The sequence below is a fragment of the Lacinutrix mariniflava genome (genome assembly GCF_001418015.1).
In the GTDB taxonomy this organism is placed as follows: domain Bacteria; phylum Bacteroidota; class Bacteroidia; order Flavobacteriales; family Flavobacteriaceae; genus Lacinutrix; species Lacinutrix mariniflava.
In genome coordinates this window covers 1-21,441 of the sequence record NZ_LIQG01000015.1, presented here as the reverse complement: position 1 = coordinate 21,441, position 21,441 = coordinate 1, and the positions used below count along the sequence as shown (strand labels likewise).

The 21,441-nt window shown below is 31.8% G+C and carries 18 protein-coding genes and 1 pseudogene; 10 read left to right on the top strand and 9 right to left on the bottom strand.

Features of this window, described 5'->3' with window-relative positions; genetic code table 11:
* Positions 1 to 278 precede the first annotated feature (278 nt).
* Positions 279 to 1,227, bottom strand: a pseudogene (locus ASC44_RS18525) (IS110 family RNA-guided transposase).
* Between the two features lie 423 nt (positions 1,228 to 1,650).
* Between ASC44_RS18525 and ASC44_RS00205 the strand changes: the two are divergent.
* Positions 1,651 to 2,340: a M949_RS01915 family surface polysaccharide biosynthesis protein gene (locus ASC44_RS00205; protein WP_055445615.1), complete on the top strand. Its 690-nt coding sequence runs from the start codon at positions 1,651 to 1,653 to the stop codon at positions 2,338 to 2,340.
* Between the two features lie 184 nt (positions 2,341 to 2,524).
* Here the strand turns inward: ASC44_RS00205 and ASC44_RS00200 are convergent, their stop codons facing one another.
* The 5 genes from ASC44_RS00200 to ASC44_RS00180 form a co-directional block, all read right to left on the bottom strand.
* On the bottom strand, positions 2,525 to 3,205 hold the full coding sequence (locus ASC44_RS00200) for a Lipl32 family lipoprotein (protein WP_055445614.1): 681 nt from the start codon (positions 3,203 to 3,205) through the stop codon (positions 2,525 to 2,527).
* Between the two features lie 35 nt (positions 3,206 to 3,240).
* Positions 3,241 to 3,858 carry an SIMPL domain-containing protein gene (locus ASC44_RS00195; RefSeq protein ID WP_055445613.1) on the bottom strand — a complete coding sequence of 206 codons (618 nt, stop codon included), beginning with the start codon at positions 3,856 to 3,858 and terminating at the stop codon, positions 3,241 to 3,243.
* A 29-nt stretch (positions 3,859 to 3,887) separates the two neighbouring features.
* A complete protein-coding gene (locus tag ASC44_RS00190) occupies positions 3,888 to 4,307 on the bottom strand; it encodes a hypothetical protein (protein ID WP_055445612.1) in 420 nt (139 codons plus the stop codon).
* Positions 4,308 to 4,680: 373 nt separating this feature from the next.
* Positions 4,681 to 5,325 (bottom strand): response regulator transcription factor, encoded by a 645-nt coding sequence (locus tag ASC44_RS00185; protein ID WP_055445611.1) that lies wholly within the window; start codon positions 5,323 to 5,325, stop codon positions 4,681 to 4,683.
* Positions 5,326 to 5,329: 4 nt separating this feature from the next.
* The gene (locus ASC44_RS00180) at positions 5,330 to 7,426 is read right to left on the bottom strand and encodes an ATP-binding protein (protein ID WP_055445610.1); all 2,097 of its coding nucleotides are present in this window, start codon (positions 7,424 to 7,426) and stop codon (positions 5,330 to 5,332) included.
* 245 nt (positions 7,427 to 7,671) lie between these two features.
* Here ASC44_RS00180 and ASC44_RS00175 point away from each other — a divergent pair, with 245 nt between their 5' ends.
* From ASC44_RS00175 to ASC44_RS00135, 9 genes are all read left to right on the top strand, one after another.
* On the top strand, positions 7,672 to 8,160 hold the full coding sequence (locus tag ASC44_RS00175; RefSeq protein WP_152973235.1) for a hypothetical protein: 489 nt from the start codon (positions 7,672 to 7,674) through the stop codon (positions 8,158 to 8,160).
* Between the two features lie 133 nt (positions 8,161 to 8,293).
* Positions 8,294 to 8,857, top strand: a complete 564-nt coding sequence (locus ASC44_RS00170; RefSeq protein WP_055445608.1) for a hypothetical protein — start codon at positions 8,294 to 8,296, stop codon at positions 8,855 to 8,857.
* Positions 8,858 to 9,009: 152 nt separating this feature from the next.
* Positions 9,010 to 9,549, top strand: coding sequence for a hypothetical protein (locus ASC44_RS00165; RefSeq protein ID WP_055445607.1), 540 nt, complete (start codon positions 9,010 to 9,012; stop codon positions 9,547 to 9,549).
* Positions 9,550 to 9,793: 244 nt separating this feature from the next.
* A complete protein-coding gene (locus ASC44_RS00160) occupies positions 9,794 to 10,165 on the top strand; it encodes a transposase (protein WP_055445606.1) in 372 nt (123 codons plus the stop codon).
* A gap of 35 nt (positions 10,166 to 10,200) precedes the next feature.
* A complete protein-coding gene (locus tag ASC44_RS00155) occupies positions 10,201 to 10,911 on the top strand; it encodes an IS3 family transposase (RefSeq protein ID WP_241491377.1) in 711 nt (236 codons plus the stop codon).
* Between the two features lie 157 nt (positions 10,912 to 11,068).
* The gene (locus ASC44_RS00150; protein ID WP_152973233.1) at positions 11,069 to 11,713 is read left to right on the top strand and encodes a hypothetical protein; all 645 of its coding nucleotides are present in this window, start codon (positions 11,069 to 11,071) and stop codon (positions 11,711 to 11,713) included.
* A gap of 145 nt (positions 11,714 to 11,858) precedes the next feature.
* On the top strand, positions 11,859 to 12,542 hold the full coding sequence (locus ASC44_RS00145) for a hypothetical protein (RefSeq protein WP_055445604.1): 684 nt from the start codon (positions 11,859 to 11,861) through the stop codon (positions 12,540 to 12,542).
* Between the two features lie 154 nt (positions 12,543 to 12,696).
* A complete protein-coding gene (locus tag ASC44_RS00140) occupies positions 12,697 to 12,963 on the top strand; it encodes a transposase (protein WP_055445603.1) in 267 nt (88 codons plus the stop codon).
* Complete coding sequence (locus ASC44_RS00135; protein WP_152973232.1) at positions 12,948 to 13,841, top strand: IS3 family transposase; 894 nt, start codon at positions 12,948 to 12,950, stop codon at positions 13,839 to 13,841. Before ASC44_RS00140 ends, ASC44_RS00135 begins: the two co-directional genes overlap by 16 nt.
* 237 nt (positions 13,842 to 14,078) lie before the next feature.
* Here ASC44_RS00135 and ASC44_RS00130 read toward each other — a convergent pair whose 3' ends face one another.
* The 3 genes from ASC44_RS00130 to ASC44_RS00120 all read right to left on the bottom strand — a co-directional run.
* Complete coding sequence (locus tag ASC44_RS00130; RefSeq protein WP_055445601.1) at positions 14,079 to 16,040, bottom strand: OmpA family protein; 1,962 nt, start codon at positions 16,038 to 16,040, stop codon at positions 14,079 to 14,081.
* 11 nt (positions 16,041 to 16,051) lie between these two features.
* Positions 16,052 to 16,969 (bottom strand): PorP/SprF family type IX secretion system membrane protein, encoded by a 918-nt coding sequence (locus tag ASC44_RS00125; protein ID WP_055445600.1) that lies wholly within the window; start codon positions 16,967 to 16,969, stop codon positions 16,052 to 16,054.
* A gap of 64 nt (positions 16,970 to 17,033) precedes the next feature.
* Positions 17,034 to 21,441: DUF7507 domain-containing protein (locus tag ASC44_RS00120; RefSeq protein ID WP_152973231.1), on the bottom strand; the 4,408-nt coding region annotated here is incomplete at its 5' end.

Here is a 21,441-nt window from a genome sequence, read left to right as displayed (position 1 = left end):
CTGTTTGATTTTATAAACTAAGATAATTTTAGATTAAAATGATCACGAAAATAAACCAAATCTGAAAAACCTTGCGTTTATCGTTACGACTGAATTACACGCAGAAAACCCAATCTGAGCTAATCTAGACAGTAGAAACGTAGCATTACGCTTAAACCGTTGCTAAAATCAGAATTCCTAAATTATATTTATCTAAAAAATTTAAATATCTGAACTCTGGCTAATTTATAAAAAACCTATAGATAACAAGTACTGTGGTGAAAAACAATAAAATTTCATTAATTTTTCACTAAAGTACTCCTACAAGTTTCATCATATATCAATCCTGATTTAGCAATAGCAAAAGCTTGTTTTAACAACTTATTGCAGACAGCCATTAATGCTGATTTTTCACTCTTTTCTTTTGCAACTATTCGCTCATAAAGTTCTCGGCAAGCCTTGTTGTATTTACAAGCATTAAGACTGCACATAAATAGTAAAGTGCAAAGCTTTTGATTCCCTATTTTACTAATTCGTGGTCGTCCTTTAACACTACTTCCACTTTGCCTAATTACAGGTATTAAACCTGCCTAACTGCATAATTCGCTTGCGCTATTAAAACGATCAAATCCACCGGTTAAAACGATTAGCATAATAGAGGTTTTAGGACCAATACTGAGTATCGTTTTTAAACGCGTTAATAGATCATCTTGATGTGTCAATATTACTAAAACTAATATTTTGTCCTCTAAGACTTTTATCTCTTTTTTTGATATAAGCTAAACTCCGTTTTAAAGACCTTACTACGGCTTTACTTAGCTCGTCCAAAACAGATTCTCCATGTAATTTATTTTTTACCATTGTGCTTTGTTTTGTTTAAATAGAAAGCATTCTTGTTATTTTAAGACATTCTATCTCATCCTTAAAACTCCCTTTCCAAAGCTTCGATTCTATTTTCTGAGCATATTCACAAATAAGTTTTGAATCGCTTTTATCGGTCTTAATCTTTGATAACTTCATCTATATAAAACGCTTTATCGATAATGGATTCTCTACCAATAATTTTATACTAGATTCTAACAAATGATAAGCTAATTGGTAATGATAATAACCTGTAGCTTCCATCACACAATGAATATAAGTATTTAAGAGTTTTGTAAACTTCTTAAAACCTGAACCATTGTTTTTAAACTGATAATAATTACCGTCAGAATCTGTAACATCAAATACTAAATGACTAATGTCAATTTATTCATCTCTTTTTATTTTTTTTAATAGGTATTCATGATGTGCTTCCCTGTTCAAAATATTTTATATCTTTATTCATAAGAAAATGTTTTTTGAAAGGACAATCTAGGCGAGTTTCAACGACTTAAAATCGAGGTCCAAAAGGCCTCATAGAACTGTACGAAATCTGTGTAGAAAAGAGAGGTGATTTTCAATGTTGACGAAGTCTTAAGTTTCTGCGTGTATAATAACCTTATTCCTCTCTTTTGTGCTTTCTATTTAGATATCTTAACTTAGTGGCTTTTATTGAAATACAAAATTAAGACGTGTATAATTAATGGCGAGTTCCAGCCTACTTACTAAAATCTTATCAAATTTTCAATACGAATTTATTTTACAAAACTGCATTCAGAAACATTATACCAATCATATTAGCACATAAAAATGAAGAGAATCACAATAATATTATTTCTTTTAATCTACAATTTCTCTTTTGGGCAAAACTTTAAAGTAACAAGTAAACAGTTGTCTGAGCACGAAATTGATTCTATTTTTACGGTTAATATTAAAGATAAATTACAATTAGAGTATTCTATTAACAGAGTTTATAAATATAATGACAAGGCAGGAGAGCACTTTATTGTAATGACTAAAAAACTCGTAAAATGCGAAGAACAAGAAACATGTTCAGATTCAATTAAAACCTATTGTTTCTCGTATAAAAATGATGTTTTTAATCTAAAATGGTCTTTACGAGATTTCATATTACCAGACTCTTACGAATATTCTATTTCTCATTGGACAAAATATTTTAAAATAGAAGATTATGATAACGATGGTTTTGCCGATCCTATAATTGTTTATGGGACTCTTGCAATGAATGATTTCTCTGATGGAAGAATAAAAATATTGGTTTACTATAAAAACAAAAAAAGTGTAATAAGACATCAAAACGGAATACATGATGACGAAAGAAATACACAGGTTGATAAACAGTTTTACAAATTGCCAATTGAAATAAAAAACCGTGTAAAAGATTTAATGGAAAACATTAACGAAAATAATCATGGCATTTTCCCTTACGGTTGGAAAAAAGCTATGGAAAAGAATAAATTAAAATTTGATGAAGACTAAAATCGTTTAAACCAAAGCATCTACCAAATAAATTACATCTTCTATTGTGGCTAACACTACATTAGAAAGTAACCAAAAACAATTACTACTACCTTTTAAAAGCGAAACAATCCTACAAAAAAAACACCTCTTCATTTTTATGAAGAGGTGTTTTACTTAAACTATGAATGTCTATTTTGTTTTTTTATAGTCCTTTTTTAAGTTCTTCAATAGTTTTAGCCATTACAACACCAGGCAATTTTACTGGAGCAGCAACTTCAGCTAAAAATGTTCCTTTAACCTCTCCTGTTTTGTAAGTTGTAAAACCAATACGGTATAAACCTGCAGTTAAAGCTTTTGTAGGGCTTCCTACTTCACTTTTATATCTTAATAAAGAATTGTACTTTCTTCCACTAGGTTGTTTTGGCATTTCGCTGCTATCATCATTACTAGCAAGTGTAGTCCAAGTAGCATTTTTAGCACCATCTACTGTGATATCTTCTTTTTTGAAAATAGTAGAACGTTCTAAAGTAATGTAAGTGTCAAAATAATCTTTAGAATCTTTATTTGCAGTATAATCTGCAGAGCTTATTGCCTTTTTTACTTTTGTTTTAGCTACAGGAGATAACATTCTTACTCCTAATTCTGGAGCAACAGCAGGAACCCAGATGTATATATAAGAGAATTTTTTACCATCTACTATTGCATCTTCAGTTCCTTCAGAGGCATAACCTAAATAAGATATAACGTCTGTATAAGGTACTTTAATTGTTTTTGGTCCAATTTTTTTCTCAATAGAACTTCCAAACTTTTTTAATTTTTGAGCTTCTGCATTAAAAAGGCTACAGAAAGCAAATACTGATAATACTACTAATTTAATTTTCATGTTGGTTATTTATTATATTAATTTAAAGACATTCATTATTTTAATTCAAAAGAAACGGTTACTACATGATTTTGCACTTTAGACGTACCATAACTTTGCATGTATTGTTCACTTGTATTCTGGTCTACAATACCTACAACTTCACCAACAGTTTTATTCATTCTTTTTGCTAAAGATTCGGCTTTATCTCTTGCATTATCCATTGCTTTTTTTGCAAGACTAACTAACTCGTCGTTTGTTAATTTCTTTGCCTCTATCTCTGTATTAGAAATAGAAGTGCCTGCTAATTTAAGATTTATAATTTTTCTAACATCATCTTTATTCTCTGTTTTCAAAAAATAATATTCTGTTACTCTGCCTTGTCCATAAGATGAAGCAAACTCATAATATGTACTTCTACGAAATCGACTAAAATCGATACCTAATTCGCCCAATTTATTAATATAATTGTTCTTTACTTCGTTTACAGTGGCTACTTCTACTTCGCCCTGCCCTTCATAAACAAGTATTGGTTGTAAAGCAATTAAAACAGTGTAACTAGTATCTTCCACACTGGTTTCAGTTTCACCAACTACGGTAATTGTATTTCTATTTTCTTGTGCTATTGATGATACAGAGAATAGCACTGCTATTAAAAAGATTAATTTTTTCATGATAATTTATAGTTTAAGTTTTATATTTTTTAAAAGAATAAAATAGACGCAGCAATCATCCAAACACCTACAAATATCCCTACAACTCCTAATTTCCCTTGTTTTGGAGCTAATTTCTCTCTAAGTGCAGATGCTTTTTCTTTTGCAGCTTCATTTTTAGATAAAACATACTTATTAATAAGGCTAAACCCTAACATAAACCCAAGTACAGCTTCTACAATACTTCCTGCTAATAATGTTACCCACCAGATTGGGAATGTTGTAAGCCATCCTAAATTTAAAATTGAAAAAATAATTCCCCAAACACCATAAAAACAAAAAATAAGTCCAATCCATCCTTGGTAAGGCTCTATTTTTTCTAACAACTCTTTTGCGTTAGGTTTTTTTGATAATAATAAAGATGGTACTGCGATAATGCTTAATAAAATAAGTGTAATTCCGAAAGTCATAATTTTGTTTTTTAATGGTTAAAATTTGTTTGTTTTATTTTTGAATGAAAACACCTGTTTTTCAATATTGTCAACTTGTGGTGTTTCCTATTCTCTGGTACAAATTTATGCCAGATCACTCCTTTATTTAACCCTGTTTTTAGTGAAAATGAATACCCTGAAAACAGGGTGTTTAACTACAAAACACTAACAAACAACTACATAAAAGTCCATTGCGCTTTCTTTTTAAATGAAATAATAAATAATAGTAAGACGAGGTTAAATCTGTTTTTTATTAAACCATTGATGCACTTGCTTTTAAGAAATAAGCAATAAAAAAGGGCTCTATTATAAAATAGAACCCTTAAAATACAGTTGTTAAAAACATGCTTTATTATGAAGATACGTAGCCTTTTTTAATGGCATATTTGGTAAGCCCAGCAAGGTTTCTAACATTTAATTTTGTAATCAGGTTTTTACGGTAACTTTCTATAGTATGCTTACTTAAAAACAATTTATCTGCAATTTCCTGGGTGGTAAACTCTTCCGCAATTAGCGAAATCACTTCCACTTCCCTTTTGGTTAGCTTAATTTCTTTCTCTTTATTCTTTTCGAACTTATTTTGCAGATAGATATCTTTAATTTCTTTCGAGAAATATTTTTCTCCTCCTAAAATAGTTTCAATCGCTTGTAAAAACTCTTCCTTTTGTGCATTTTTTTGAAGATAACCATCGACATTACTTTCAATAAGTTCATCAATAATTTTTGGTGAATTATGCATACTAACCACCAGTGTTTTTATATTTCTGTTGGTTTTCTTTATCCACTTATTTAAAGCGATACCATCTACTTCTGGCATAGTAACATCGGTAATTACAAGGTCTATTTTTTCTTCGGTATTTATTGTAATGTATTTTTTAACATGCCCGCCATGCTTTGCCGTATATAAAATATTGTAATTACTTTCTGTTTTTAGAATACTTAATAAACCATCTAAAAACATTTTATGATCGTCTGCTATAATAAGGTTATGCTTCATTTTTTTATGCTTTTAATGGGATTTCTATATGGATATTTGTACCTCTATTCGCTTTAGAGTCAATATGCAATTTGCCATTATAATTTTCAATTCTATTCTTAATATTTGTTAAACCTATGCCTAATGTGGTTTTCGATACATCAAATCCAATACCATCGTCTTCATAGACAAAAAACAGACATTCATTTAAAAGGTCTAACTGTATATCTATGGTCTTAGCTTTAGCGTATTTAAGTGTATTGGTTGTTAATTCTTGAAAGATAGAAAACAATTCGTTTTGTAAAATCTTGTTTAGGCTATTAATATTTTCTTCGTCGTAAAATGAAACATTAAAATTTATCTCACTCGCCTCTTCAACCGTATTAATATATTCCTTAATTAAAAATACAAATTCATTTTCTCTAATTTTTTTCGGTAATAAATTATGAGATATGTTTCTTACTTGCTCGTAAGTATCGTCTAACTGACTGTAAATTAATTTTAACTTATCTGGATGATTAGAAAGCTGACTGAATTGTAATTTTATAGCTGCTAAATTACCACCAACGCTATCGTGCATTTCTTGGGCAATCTTTTTACGTTCTTGATCTTGACCTCTAACAGCCGCTTTAATTAGCTTTAACTCTTGGTCTTTTTTTAACGAAAGTACTTGTTGCTCATTAATCTCTTTCTCTTTTAAATTAAGTAAACTTTGAGCCTGCAATTTTTGATAGTAGATAATTAAGAGTCCTGCAATAGGAACTAATAAAATAAAAAAAGCGACAAGAACAATGTATTTAATAGTCTTTTCTCTGTCTAGCTCTACCGCTTTTAAAGCTTCTTTTTCTTTTAATAATGCAATTTCATTTTTACGTTTTTCAACTCCATTTTGTAATTGCAATACCTGATTTTCATTTTGTTTTACAATTATAGCTTCTTGCAGTTTGTACTTTTCTATATCTGCATCTTTGTTTTTAATATTTAAACTCTTGTTTAGGTTTTCTATCTGTAATTGTTTTATCGTCTTTTCTTTTTCTAACGTTTTAAATTTAACCTCTAAACTGTTAATCTCATTTTGCGTTTGCGAATTCTCGATAGAATCTTTTATCTGGTAATAATGTTTACCATAGCTATAAGCACTTCTATGATCTCCTTTTCTAATTGAGAGTTTTTCTAACATAAGATAACTATTCATCTCAACATCTAAATTACCCAAATTCACCGCTTTAATTAAAGTATTAGAAAAAATTAAAAGTGCTTCTTTGTCTCTTTTTTTATTAAATAATACAGTACCTATTTTGCCTAAAATAATAAGTTCTAAATTATAAGATCTATTGTCTCTACTTATTTTCTTAGCCTCGTAGAAAGCCGTAAGCGCTTTCTCTGTTTCTTCTATACCTAAATAATTATCTCCTATATTAATAATAACATTTACTAAAGCTTGTTTTCTATGAGTATCTCTCTCGCAAATAATTTTTGCTTTCTGTAAATAGTCATTTGCCTTTTCGTAGTTAGAAAGCGACGAGTAGATTGAACCTAAATTAATGTAACTGCCTAAAATAAGTTCTTCATCGTTAGAAAATTTAATACATTTATTAAAAAGTTCTAATGCTTCTTCCGTTTTACCAAGTGTAACATAAGTACTTGCCAACCCGTGTAAATGAGTATAATATAAATTTGTTTCTTTATGTTCTTCACTAAGTTCTGCTCCTTTTAAATGCCACTTTTTACTTTCTTGGTACAATCCTTTGTTTTTATTGTTTAACGCAAGTAATTGATAAGATAATATGGTTAATCGTACGCCTAAGGAGTCTTTAAGATTCTTTTTACTTTTAAGTGCTTTGTGTGTATAATAAATGGACGAATCCATTGCTACGTATTTATTATGGTAGTATGCTAATAATAAATTGGTATTCGTTACCGCTTTAATAGATTTAAAAGTACTTAATAATTTATGGGCTTGCTGGAATGCTTTTTTTTCAAAACCGTTATTATAATAGTAAAAAAGTTCATCTACTTTCTTTTCTTCACTTTCAACAATAGACGCTGCTGTTTGTGCTGTACTAATGGAAGTATAGCATACAAATAGAAAATAAAAAAAGTATCGAAACTTTAAAAACATGCACAAATGTAGGAATTGCAAACCTTATAAGCATCCCCGAAAACAGGGATTTATAAGTTTTTTTCACAAACTATAAAATAAGCAGTTCTACATTTTTTATTGTTATCTAATAATCCTAGCTTGCTATTTATAATAATTAATAGCGCTGAGTAAAATTCTAAAGATTGAATAATACAAATGGTTATCTTTATAATAGATATATAGTTAATGTTAACTATATATAATTGTTAGGCAACATTTGAAAATTGAGAAAATTAAGAGACATATTACTAATATTTTTAATCGGAATTCCTTTATTCATTCTGGTGATCCCGCTTATGATAATTTTTATTCCAATTGGACATTTTAATCGAAAAAAGTTTGAGAAAAAATATGCTGAATTTCTAAATGAAAATAACGGAAAGAATTTTTTCTGTTACAACAACAGAAAGAACTCAAAACAATATCTTGAGGAAGATATTGTGCCTAATTTGAATGACGGAATTGAAATCGTGTATCTGAATGGAAAAAAAGTAGAATCGGAATATAATGTGGAATTTATTTCGGAGGCTCTTTACAAATTGAAAAATTACAGTCGATTTCCACACTTAATGAAAATTCGGAATGGAAAACTGATTGACAAATCAATAAACAATCCTTTTTATAACGTGCTGAATTTGAATAAAGACAAAACTGAATTATTAACTAAAATCAATCGGTTCTTTGAACTGAATGAAATAAAAAACGTTGCCTAACACCGTATAAAAATAATTGCGGCTTAGTGCTTAATCAAAGGTCGTTGCGTGTTTGTAACGTCTGATTTTCCTTCGGAAAATCCTCGCATACAAACCCGCAACTATTCTTATACATAAACGTTAGCCACAATTAATGAAAAACCTATTAAGTATATTATTATTTTATCTTTTTGTCAGTTGCAATCAAATAAATAACGATTCAAATAATGAAAAAAACATAAATAGTCTTTACGCGGAAAAAACTAGTGAACTAATCAACTCTTTTATCGAGGAAGAATATAGATTTTGTGAATTTCTTTTGGAACCCAACGAAGGTTTTGAATCTTTTGATGTTTATACTTTTTGGACTGAAGCTGAATTTAAAGAGTTTCTATACAAAACCTTTGAATTGAAAGATGAAATAGATTATAATAGTCTGATTGGTATTAACGAAAAACTAGAAATTGACCAAAAACTATTAAAGAACAAAATTAAGTTAGTGTCGCGAAAAGAGTTTGATTCGATTTTTAGTATTAAAGATTTATCCATTAAAGCAAAAGCCAAGGAAGATTTTCAAAAAAAATATTTATCCATGTGTTACATGTCAAAACCAATATTTGATAAAGATTTCAAAACAGCAATAATTGATTTTGGTATTGGAGGTTGCTTAGTTTCTGATCCTTATATATATCGTTTTATTAACGGAAAATGGGAATAAGATTCTAAGTGATTTAACAGTGGCTAACACCGTATATAATTTATTGCTGGCTTCTAGCCTGCTTACGAAAACCCTCGCGGATTTTCTATTCGGTTTTTATTTGCTAAATTACGTTCTTAACCACGCAACAAACCATATACAAACACGTTACCATGCATAAAACTACAACCGCAAAAGTCTTAATAATGAGAGTTGAAAATTATAAAATAAAGAACTGGGAAGATTCTGAACATGGACTTCTAGTTGCGGAAAGTGACGAATGGATACTTGTGAAACATATTCCTGTAGATTATGTTGTTGATGGATACCGATTATATAAAAAAGAATTTATTGAAGAGAGATTAAGGACAGATCAAGAAAAACAAATCGAAAAGGTTTTAACTCTGAAAGACGTAAATATTGAACCTCCTAAAGGTTTCAATTTTGCTGACACAATTGGACTATTAGATTGGGTGGAATCAGCATATGGGATTTTCGAATTTCAAGATGAAGATGAAACAGAATTGTTTTATGGAAAGAAGAATAGAATTACAGAGGATAACTTAATAATTGATATGATAAAATCTGATGGCTCGGTCGAAAAAGACTTTGATTCTGAGTTTGACATCAGCAAAATTAGAGTTATCACATTTGAGACAGATTATCATTTATCAATTCAACTACTCTGGAAGGATAAACTAAAGAAGAAATAACGCATGGTAACACTATATATAGCAAATAGGGCAATTAGTGTTTAAACCAAAGGTCATTGTCTATTTACTAAGTCGCCAAATCTTTTGATTTGGTATTAAACGAGAAAAATTAAAACAAAATAAAAAGATTTGGCTTGTGGCTTTACCGAAGATTATTTTTTATTTTCCGCCCTACTTGCCATATATTTAACGTTAGGCAACATTTTGACCCGTCCTGAAATAAGGCTACATAATTTTAAACATTATGTATAGAAATGACAAAGTAATTAGACGTTACAGTGAACCTTTTAAATTAAAGATTTTAGCCGAACTTACAATCGGAAAACACACAAAGAGTGAACTTTGTAAACTCTACTCTATTGCACCTACAACAGTAAATGTGTGGATTAAAAAGTATAATCGTAAAGACTTAATGAACACCAGAGTAAAAGTGGAAACTAAAGACGAAATATCTAGAATTAAAGCACTTCAAAAAGAAATTGAACAGCTTAAAAAACTACTACTTAAAAAGGATCTCGATGCTATGGTACAGGATTGTTATCTTGAAGTAGCAGCTGAAGATCTTGGCTTTAAATCAGTTAATGAGCTAAAAAAAAAGCTAAGTATAAAGCCTTAATTAGAGCCAAAAAGATATCTAAGGGATTTGCTTCTTTGACAACTATAACCCATTGTTTTGGACTTAAACGCAATGCTTATTACAAGCATAAAAAAAGAGCTGATAAGCGTTTAAACCTAGAGCTACAGATTATTAATATCGTTAGAAAAAGACGCAAATCCCTTCCTAGAGAAGGCGTGAGAAAACTTGTAAAATCATTAAATGCCGATTTTAATAAAGCCAATATTAAAGTTGGTAGAGATACTTTATTTAATGTGCTTAGAAAACATCAAATGTTGACACTTAGAAGGAAAACCAGTGCTAGAACTACGAACTCTTATCATCGTTTTTATAAATATAATAACATCATAAAAGACTTAGAAGTTACTAGAGCTAACCAAGTTTGGGTATCTGATATTACATACATTAGAACAATAAAGGGCTTTTGTTATTTGGCTTTAATAACAGATATGCATTCTAGAAAAATAGTTGGTTATGATATTAGTGATAGCTTGGAACTTAAAGGATGTGTGAGAGCGCTAAACAAGGCCGTCTATCAAGCTAAAAACATAAAAGGACTCATACACCACTCGGATAGAGGAATACAGTATTGCAGTAATGTGTACACCCAAATATTAAAAAGAAAGAAAATCGATATTAGCATGACTGAAGAAAATCATTGTTACGAAAATGCAATGGCTGAACGCGTAAATGGCATCTTAAAAGATGAATTTTATCTAGACCATCCCGATAGCTATCGGGATTGATAACGTCGCACACGCTAAGAGAGCTGCAAAAAATGCAATTAATTTATACAATGAAGTAAGATTACATTTATCTTTAGATTATAAAACACCTAATATGGTATATAAATTATCAGCTTAATTCAATTTTAACCTGTAGCCGTATTTCAGGACAAGACATTTGAGAAAAACGCTATTCATATTGACCATTTTGATTTTCCAACAAAATCTTTACTCTCAAAAAGAAATTGTTGGAAAGGTTGAATTTCACAAATCTGTGGAAAGCGAATACCGAATTTTAGAGTCTTTTCCAGACGGAACAATCAAGAATTTGACAAACAGAAAACATAAAATTAAGATTGAACAAAAAGATAGTATTTCTGAAATAAAAACTGACTCAACTGGAATTTTTAAATTTACAACGGACTCAAAAAAAAATATCCGAATTAAAGTAAACGACCACTCACCTGTTTTCAATGAAACTTTTGAATTTGACTTTAATGAAATCCGAGATACTTTAAAACTTCGAATATCTGACAAAAAATTAGCTGTTTACCGAGATTCAATAGCAGAACCTGAATTTTATAAATTGTATAGTGAAAAACAAGCTGAATTGGATTTTGAAAATGGAATTCGCAGAATTTTTGGTGGTGGCGGATTTTTGGCGGATGAAACTTATAAAAGAAATAAATTATTAGCAGAAAAATATAACCTTAAATACGAATATCTATTTGGCTGTATAGTAGAAAGAAATAAAATAAGAATTATAAATCGTTACAACGAAGTAATGAAAAAATTTATCGGAATAAAAGAAAACGTGTGGTAACACCGTATATAATTTAGTGCTAGTTCGAGCTTGCTTACGAAAATCCTTTCGGATTTTCTAGCCGTTTTGTATTTGCTAAATTCAATGCTTTACCACGCACCAAACCATATACCTAACCGTTAGCAACAAGCAAAAAAAACCAACTATGAACAAAGATTTAACTGCATTTTCAGAAGATATAAGTTGGTTTTTCCAAGAAAATGACAAGGTTGAAATTGAAGAAAGAACTCTTGAATTAACGAATGACTTTAAAAATATATTCCCAAAACTGACAAAACTGATTGAGTGTTCACGCAAAACCTTTCTGCGAATAAATAATGTTCCACACATTTTGTTCGCTTGGAATGATATTGACGACGAAATATTTGGATGGTTAAATAAAATTGAGGATTTAGAAAATGTATCAGATAATTTAAGTGCCGAACACAGAGTTTTATTGCAAAATATTGGTGGAATACAGGAATCGTTTAATCAGCCAGAGGATTCTCTAACTAATAATCAGAATTTTATGTTTATCGGAACTGAATGCAGTTTCGGAATTGGAACTTGGAATGAATATTATAAAGAAACTTGCGAAGAAGAAAATATCGAACCGATAGACCACTCAAACCTGATTTGTTTTGTAGAAGAGGCAAACGGAAATATGACTTTCTATAATTCTAAAACCAATAAAATAATATTATTCGCTTCTGACCATTGTTTTGATGACATTACACCAATTAATGGACAGCCAGAATACACATTTTACAGTTATGACAAAATAAATACATTTACAGATTATGTTGAACAAGTAGCGAAAGAATGGACCGAAGAAAATGCCAGTTGCTAACACCGTATAAAAATAATTGCGGCTTAGTGCTTAATCAAAGGTCGTTGCGTGTTTGTAACGTCTGATTTTCCTGCGGAAAATCCTCGTGTAGGCTTCCCCATAAATAGGACAGCTATTAATTCGAATTTACTAACTTTAAATTCAAACTGTCATTATGAAAAGCAGCAAATTTAGTGAGAGCCAGATTATCAAGGCTCTAAAGGAAAACGAACAAGGAAGATCTGTTGGTGATTTATCAAGAGAATTAGGTATTGACAAGAGTACCTTTTATTATTGGCGTAAGAAATATGGAGGTATGGAACATCAAGAACTTAAGCGTCTAAAGGCGTTAGAGGATGAGAATAATAAGCTCAAACAGATGTATGCTGATGTAAGCTTAGATAATAAGATGTTAAAAGACATTTTATCAAAAAAGTTCTAAGGCCTTCCGACAAAAGAGTTCGTGTAAAGTACCTCATTAAGCAATATGTAATCCCAATCGTTCGTGCCTGCAAAGTTGTAGGACTTAATAGATCGATGTGGTATTACCAGAGTAAAAGAGATGATAGCAATGTTATTGATAAACTAACAGAGCTTGCAGAGTCATATCCTACTCGAGGTTTTGATGAGTATTATTATAAGATTCGTCGTGAAGGTCTGAAATGGAACAGGAAACGGGTATTGCGGGTATATCGTGATATGAAACTCAGTCTTAGGCGTAAGCATAAGAAGCGTTTAGTTAAACGTGTAAAACAACCTTTAGAAACACCTTTAAAACTCAACGAATGTTGGAGTATGGATTTTATGAGTGATGCGCTTACCGATGGTAGGAAGATACGTGTATTCAATGTCATAGACGATTGTAATCGTGAAGCAATAGCTATCGAAGCAGGGTTGTCTTATCCAGCTAGAGCTGTAGTAGAAACATTAGAAAATCTGAAAGAAGAAATAGGAACACCTAAATATGTAAGATGCGATAATGGTCCAGAATTTATATCAAAAACGTTTATGAACTGGTGCAAAAAGAACTTTATCGAAATCAAGTACACTCAACCAGGTAAGCCAATGCAGAACGGATATGTAGAACGATTTAATCGCTTTTTTAGAGAAGATATATTAGATGCTTATTATTTTAAAGACATCTATCAGCTTCAAAAAATCAGCGATAACTGGCGTATGGATTACAATTTTAATCATCCTCATAAATCTTTAGGTCGTAAATCCCCTAAAGAGTTTATGCCCAGATTTGATGAAGAATTTAAATTCTTCATCAAATCTGATCTAAATAATAATTATTTATCGAATTTAGAGGTGTCCTAAAAAAGGGAAGCCTACATAGTTCTAGCCTGCTTATGAAAACCCTAGCAGATTTTGAACTGCACCAAAAGCAAGAAATCCTATTCTCCATAACAACTATTAGAAGACAACATTTAAATAAAAACATAACAAGGTACTTGTAAATTCACCAAATTGATTTATATTTTTCGAAATAATACTTTGTAATACAAAAAGCCACCTCAATGAGATGGCTTTTTGTTTATAAATGTTATTAGAAAACTACATTCTAATAATAACAAATTCTGATCTTCTGTTTAATTGATGTTGCGCTTCTGAACAAGGCACTCCATTTTTACAATTATTTACCGTTTGGGTTTCACCGTAACCAATAGCACTTAAAATTCTATTTGAAGCAATTCCTTGAGCTACTATATAATCTCTTGCTTCTTTGGCCCTTCTATCTGACAACTCTAAATTGTAATCATCTGGTGAACGAGAATCTGTGTGAGACTCTATATTGATTACCATGTTTGGATACTGATTCATCATTAAAACAACTTTATTAAGCTCTATTGATGCATCATTCCTTATAAATGATTTATCCAAATCGAAATAAATAATTCCGATTTTAATTTTAACTAAACCTCTGTCTTCAAAGATACCTTCGTCTGTAATTTTTAATCCAAGTGGCACGATTGTTACTTCTCCATCTTTAGCGGTCATAAAAGGCTTTTCGTTAGGATTGTAACCCACTTTGCTTACTTTAACATCATATCTCGTATTGCAATCTAAATTGCTTTTAAAAGCATAGTTCCCATTAAGGTTGGTTTGCATTTCTGCCAATACTTTTCCACTCTCATCAAACAGTTTTACTGTTGCACTTGCAATACGTTCTCCTGTTATTGTATTAGACACATAACCTGTTACTGATGGATCGCAAATGCTTTCTCTTTTCCTATTTTCGATAGGATTTCTATCAAACGAATAAATATCATCATCTCCTATACCGCCTTCTCGATTAGAACATACGAAACCTAAATTAGTCTCTTCATCTACGATATAAGCAAAATCGTCTAATTGACTGTTTAACGGTGCTCCTAGGTTTACAGGATTTTTAAAAACAGTTTCATTTTTAACTTCGAAAACATCTAAACCACCAAGGCCTAAATGTCCATCGGATGCAAAATACAGTTTCTTATTTGTAATATAAGGAAACATTTCTCGTCCTGCAGTATTTATCTTTGGTCCTAGATTACGTGGTTGAGAATAGTTATTATCATCTAAAATATCTACTACATAAATATCTGTTGCACCAATAGATCCTGGCATATCTGAAACAAAATATAATTGTTTACCATCTTTACTTACAGTTGGGTGCCCTACAGAATAATCGTCACTATTAAAAGGTAACTCTTTAATATTATGCCATTCTACTTTTTCGTTTAAATTTACATTTAAATCTGCACTATATAATTTTAAGTGGTTTACTCCTTCTTCATCTCGTTCTAATTTACCATTATAATTATTACGTGTAAAGTAAACTTTCTCTTCGTTTGGTGAAAAAGCCAAAGTTGCTTCATGATACTTAGTGTTTATTTCTTCTGAAAATTCATTTAGATATTCAACATCTGTATCTGTAGCGTTAATTCTTCCTAATTGAAAATTTAAAAATGGCTGTTCGTTCCAATTGTAGGTTCTCTTGTGATAATAAGAAGTATCTATTGCTGAAGAGTAAACCAATCGCTCACCAAAATACATAGGTCCAAAATCTGAATTCTTAGTATTAATCGATAAGTTCTTAAGTGTAAATTGCGCCTCTAAATTCAAAACATCTTCAATTGTAATGTCTTTTTGAGCATATTTATTAGCTCTAGCATCTTTTTGTAATGTGTGATTAGAGAAATCTTTCATCCACTTTTTAGCTAATTTATGTTGCCCCATACCTTCTAAGGTATGTGAGAATCTAAAGATATACTCTGGATCAACAGTCTTTAAATAATCTGATATTAAAATATCATACCATTTATTAGCCTTTTCCATATCTGTATTAAAGTAATAGGCATCTCCTGCTTTTTGTAAAACTTCCATTGATCGATCTCCTTTATCAATAGCTTTTTCGTATTCTGCAGCTGCTTCAACATACCTCATTTTTTCAAAAAGACGGTCGGCTTTCTTGTACTTGCTTTGCGCAAAACCAAATGCTGATACAACAATTAAAATTATAGTTATTATGTTTTTCATATTAAATATTTTTAGAAAAATCTTGGAGATTTTAATTTTGTTGTTTTTGAAATAAGTTCGTAACGTAACATTAATTCATGACTACCACTGGTTACTTTTTGCAATTCGGTATTTGTATAATCGTAAGCATAACCAATTAATAGTTTTGGTGATATTTGAAAACCTGCTAATCCACTAAAAGCATCATCCCATCTATAAGCTACACCTAATCTCAATTTTTCATTAAACATAAAGTTAGCCGATAAATCTACAATTACAGGAGCTCCTGCAACGTGCTTGAATAAAAATGCCGGTTTTAATTTAATGGTATCGCTTAAATCTGTCACTATTCCACCAATAACGAAAAGATGTAAACGTTCTGCATCAACTGCTTGCTGAATATCGTCATAATGTTGATCTGTAAAAAAGTTAGGAATAGAAACTCCCAAATAGCTTTTCTCTCCATGAAAATAAATACCCGCACCAACTGTTGGTAATACACGACTTATATTTTCTTGAAATAAATTATCATTACTTGTTTGTCTTCTTCCACGAGACCAATCTATATCAAACAACCTTACTCCTCCTTTTATACCGAACGATAATTTATGTGTTTCGGATGTTTTAATTGAATAAGAAAAATTAGCATCGAAATACGTTTCTTGAGATGGCCCAAGTTTATCATTTACAATTGAGATACCAAGCCCAACATTTTTCCCTATTGGAGAATCGAAACTTAAGGTTTGCGATTCTGGTGCACCATCAATACCTATCCATTGTGATCTATGAACACCTGTAACAGTAACATGACCTCTTGAACCTGCATACGCAGAGTTAACAGATAATGTATTGTACATATATTGTGTAAACTGAGGATCTTGCTGCGCGAAAGTTGCACTTCCGACAAAAAGCATACTCATGGCAATTATTAATTTAAAATTTAATCTCATATCAAAATTTATTTTGAAGGTGATTTTACTCACCTTCATTTTATGATTTATTTCTTTTTAAAACCTATCTATTTATATATAACCAACCTGCTTTAGCATTAGAACCATCTCCTAAGTCTAATAGGTAATAGTATGTTCCTACAGGTAGTTCATCTTCTTTTTTAACAGTTGCTCTTCCTTCAGAAATACCTTTAAAATCATTTTGGTATCTGTACTTTTCATAAACTATATTACCCCAACGGTTATAAATACGAAGTGTGTTATTAGGATAATTTTGTAATCCTTGAATCACGAAATTATCATTATCACCATCTCCATTTGGTGAGATTTCGTTAAATATAACTAACTCACTTTGTGTGTCTAACAATGTGATTGTTGGATCATCTGGATCTGCATCGTTATTTACATCTATATCTGAAGGGTTGTTTGGATCATCAGAGATATCACTTACTATGTTTCCATTAATATCTTGACCTGTAGCTGTTGCTGTATTTTCTACCATTCCAGCTTTAAGATCTTCAATCGTTAAACTATATGTAGCAGTAAATGTTGTATCATCCGTTTCACCAACTAATAAGTTAATTGGTTCTCCATCTACAGCTACTAAATCGTCATTTATTGTAATATCGAAAAGATTTACATTTCCAGTGTTGATTACTGTGAATGTGTAGTAAATAGTATCTCCTTCGTCTACAATATCATTATTATTTGCATCTACATACTCAGCCTCTTTTAATACAGATAATCTTGCTATTTCAAATTCTGTAACTGTTGGATCGTCTCCTGCTCCAGTATCATCTGCTGGGTTTGCACTATCCGAAATATCTGTTACTAGTTGTCCCATTGCATCTGTACCAACTACTATGGCAGAATTAATAAGAACTCCATTTTCAATATCAGCTTGTGTTAATGTATAATTAGCAATTACAATTCCTGTGTCGTTAGGCTGTAATGTTGAAGGCGTTACTGGTAAGTTAGCGATACCAATTGTTGAATCGTCAATCATTACATCGCTTATTGTTACATTTCCATTGTTGGTAACTGTAAATGTATATGCAATCTCATCACCAGCTTCAACTAAATTATTTCCGTTAACATCAATAATTTGAGCTCCTTTAATTAAAGAAAGACCTGGCATTTCAGCTATTGTAAACACTACGGTATCAGTATCTGCCACATCATTATCGAAAGGGTCATTACCTATTGCTGTTGCTGTATTCGTTACGTTTCCTGCATCAATATCTGCTTGAGTTAAATTATACGTTGCAATAACGTTTCCTGTATCAGACGGTGTTAATACATCAACTACTCCTACAATACCACCAAGTAATGGATCGTTAATTACAACATCTGTAATTGTCGCATTTCCATTATTTACAACTACAAAATTATATTGTAATTGATCTCCGAAATCAACCTCTCCATTTCCGTTTGTATCTAAATACACAAATGTTTTAGTTAACTCTATAACCGGATTTTGTTGTAAGAACACTTCCGTGTCATTATCCGGATCACCATCTCCATCTGAATCTTCTAATGGATCGTTTGTTGGATCTCCATCTGCATCAGAATCTACTCCACTTATTGCAAAATCTCTATCATGAGATACATCTCTTACTTCATCACAATCAATCCCAACAGGATCAGCTTCTATAAAGGCTGTATTTATTACATAACCAGTATCAATATCTGCTTGTGTAATGGTGTAGCTTTGTGTTGTTGTTAATGATTGTCCAACAAGAATTTCTTCAAACTCTCCAACAAAACCACCAAGTAAAGCATCAAATATTTCTGCATTAAGTAAAGTGATATTTCCTGTATTTACTGCTGTAAATTCGAAAGTAATAATATCTCCTGGTACTGGATTTGAAACGTTCCCAGAAAAAGAAATATCTTCCTTATACAGAGTAATGTCAGGCATACAACCAAAATCTACTATTGTTGGATCATCTGGGTTTCCATCTCCATTGGAATCTACATTTGCATTATTATTTGGATCATCAGATATATCTGATATTGGAGCTCCATTTGGTACTTCACCTGAAACAGTTGCAGTATTTTCAACCATTCCTGCATCAATATCAGATTGTAATAATATATAGGTCGCATTATAAATCCAGATTTCATCTAAATCTAAGACTGTATCAATATTGATATCTCCTGAAACTGGACCTGCAATAGTCCCTCCTAATAATGGGTCATTTAAACTCACATTAGTAATAGTTGTATTACCTGTGTTTGTTAAAGTGAAAGAATAATCGATAGTATCTCCTGCTTGTAAACCATCGCCTCCATCTACTAATATACCTGTTTTATCCAAGTTCATACTTGCATCTTGAGGAATATATGTATTTGTAGGATCATTGTCATTTCCAGTATCATCACCTGCATTTCCAGAATCGGATGCATCTGTTACTGCTGCTCCGCTTGGATCGGTTCCGTTGGTTGATGCTTCATTAGTTACTATTCCTGCATCAATATCTGCTTGTGTTAACATGTAGACTGCACTGAATTGTAATACATCACCTGGGTTCGCATCGAAGTCATCTGCTTCTCCATCTAAATCAAATCCGCCACCAGTATACATTGGTGTTGGTGTTGTACCTGTTCCTGAGAAGGTTGTTTCGGATACAGTAATATCGTTTACTGTAGTGTTTCCTGTATTCTCAACAGTATAGGTATACGTGATCGTGTTTGCGGCTAAGTCTAATGTTGAACTTTTTATAAGCGTTAATTTCGAACTAGATGGTAAAGGCGTTACTGTGTCATCATCTCCTAATCCGGTGTCATCTGCTGGATTTCCAGAATCTGAATCGTCACTTACTGTATTTCCGTTTGGATCTTCTCCTTCAGCTACAGCGGTATTGATAACTTGTCCTGCATTAACATCTGCTTGCGTAATCGTATAACTTGCACTTAAGGTCTGATTTGACATTGGTGCTAAGCTTGCAATTGTACCAACTAAATTTGGTGTTAAATTACTATCCGTGACATCAATACTTGTTACCGTAACGTTACCTGTATTTGTTACTACGAATGTGTAGTTAATAGCATCGCCTGGACTTACAACTCCGTCTCCGTTGGTATCTGCATATGAACTTGTTTTTACTAAGCTTAATGCTGGTGTAGATAGGATTGGTAAGTTTGTTGGGTCATTGGTATCATCTGCATCTGCATCACTGTTTCCTGGTTGACCTTCGTCATCATTTGGATTCGTACTGTCTGATGTATCTGTTACTGCTGCTCCACTTGGATCTGTTCCATTTACAGTTGCTGTATTTTCTACATTTCCTGCATTAACATCGGCTTGTGTAATTGTATATACTGATGTTATTGTTGCTGTTTCTGTTGGCTGTAATGTTGATGGACTTACCACTGCATTACTTAATCCAATAGTTGCATCTGTTATTGTTACATTAGTAATCGTTGTACTTCCTGTGTTTTCAACAGTAAAAGTATACGTTACCTGGTCACCTGCTCCTAATAAACTATCGCCATTAGTATCGGTTAAAGGACTTACGCCTTTAGTTAATGCGATACTACTTGCTGTTGGTAATGGACTATTGGTTGGATCGTTATCGGCTCCTGTATCATCTGCTGCGTTTCCTGAATCCGAAGCATCGGTTACTGGTGTTCCGCTAGCATCTGTTCCACTTGCTAAAGCTTCATTACTAATCGTTCCTGCATTGATATCTGCTTGTGTTAAGCTATAACTTGCTGTAAACGTAATGATGTCACCTGGTAAAGCATCAAATGCATCGGCATCGCCATCAAGATCTGCACCTCCCATACTATATAATGGTGTTGGTGTTATTCCTGTACCTGTAAAGGTTGTTTCTCCAACAGTTACATCGTTTATAGTTACGTTTCCTGTGTTTTCTACAGTATATACATAATCGATTTGATCATTTACATCTAATCCAACTGGTGCATTATCAACATAAGTACTTGTTTTTACTAAGGTTAATGCTGGTGTTGCTGGAATTGATGTGTTTGTTGCATCATTATCGGCTCCGGTATCATCTCCTGCATTTCCAGAATCTGAAGCATCTGTTACAGCTGCTCCACTTGGATCGGTTCCGTTGGTTGCTGCTTCATTAGTTACTATTCCTGCATCAATATCTGCTTGTGTTAAGCTGTACGTTGCTGTGAATTGTAATACGTCTCCTGGGTTAGCATCAAAAGCATCCGCGTCGCCATCTAAATCAAAACCACCTCCTGTATATACTGGTGTTGGCGTTGCTCCTGTTCCTGAGAACGTAGTTTCTGCTACTGTAATATCGTTTACTGTAGTGTTTCCTGTATTCTCAACAGTATAAGTATAGCTAATTGTGTTTGCGGCTAAGTCTAATGTTGAACTTTTTATAAGCGTTAATTTCGAACTAGATGGTAAAGGCGTTACTGTGTCATCATCTCCTAATCCGGTGTCATCTGCTGGATTTCCAGAATCTGAATCGTCACTTACTGTATTT

What these genes read in the sequence shown, in the direction of transcription:
- ASC44_RS00160 (WP_055445606.1), top strand. Translation starts at nt 9,794, where the DNA reads ATGTATAGAAATGACAAAGTAATTAGACGTTACAGTGAACCTTTTAAA.
- ASC44_RS00205 (WP_055445615.1), top strand. Translation starts at nt 1,651, where the DNA reads ATGAAGAGAATCACAATAATATTATTTCTTTTAATCTACAATTTCTCT.
- ASC44_RS00190 (WP_055445612.1), bottom strand. Translation starts at nt 4,307, where the DNA reads ATGACTTTCGGAATTACACTTATTTTATTAAGCATTATCGCAGTACCA.
- ASC44_RS00125 (WP_055445600.1), bottom strand. Translation starts at nt 16,969, where the DNA reads ATGAGATTAAATTTTAAATTAATAATTGCCATGAGTATGCTTTTTGTC.
- ASC44_RS00140 (WP_055445603.1), top strand. Translation starts at nt 12,697, where the DNA reads ATGAAAAGCAGCAAATTTAGTGAGAGCCAGATTATCAAGGCTCTAAAG.
- ASC44_RS00165 (WP_055445607.1), top strand. Translation starts at nt 9,010, where the DNA reads ATGCATAAAACTACAACCGCAAAAGTCTTAATAATGAGAGTTGAAAAT.
- ASC44_RS00200 (WP_055445614.1), bottom strand. Translation starts at nt 3,205, where the DNA reads ATGAAAATTAAATTAGTAGTATTATCAGTATTTGCTTTCTGTAGCCTT.
- ASC44_RS00195 (WP_055445613.1), bottom strand. Translation starts at nt 3,858, where the DNA reads ATGAAAAAATTAATCTTTTTAATAGCAGTGCTATTCTCTGTATCATCA.
- ASC44_RS00130 (WP_055445601.1), bottom strand. Translation starts at nt 16,040, where the DNA reads ATGAAAAACATAATAACTATAATTTTAATTGTTGTATCAGCATTTGGT.
- ASC44_RS00170 (WP_055445608.1), top strand. Translation starts at nt 8,294, where the DNA reads ATGAAAAACCTATTAAGTATATTATTATTTTATCTTTTTGTCAGTTGC.
- ASC44_RS00180 (WP_055445610.1), bottom strand. Translation starts at nt 7,426, where the DNA reads ATGTTTTTAAAGTTTCGATACTTTTTTTATTTTCTATTTGTATGCTAT.
- ASC44_RS00185 (WP_055445611.1), bottom strand. Translation starts at nt 5,325, where the DNA reads ATGAAGCATAACCTTATTATAGCAGACGATCATAAAATGTTTTTAGAT.
- ASC44_RS00145 (WP_055445604.1), top strand. Translation starts at nt 11,859, where the DNA reads ATGAACAAAGATTTAACTGCATTTTCAGAAGATATAAGTTGGTTTTTC.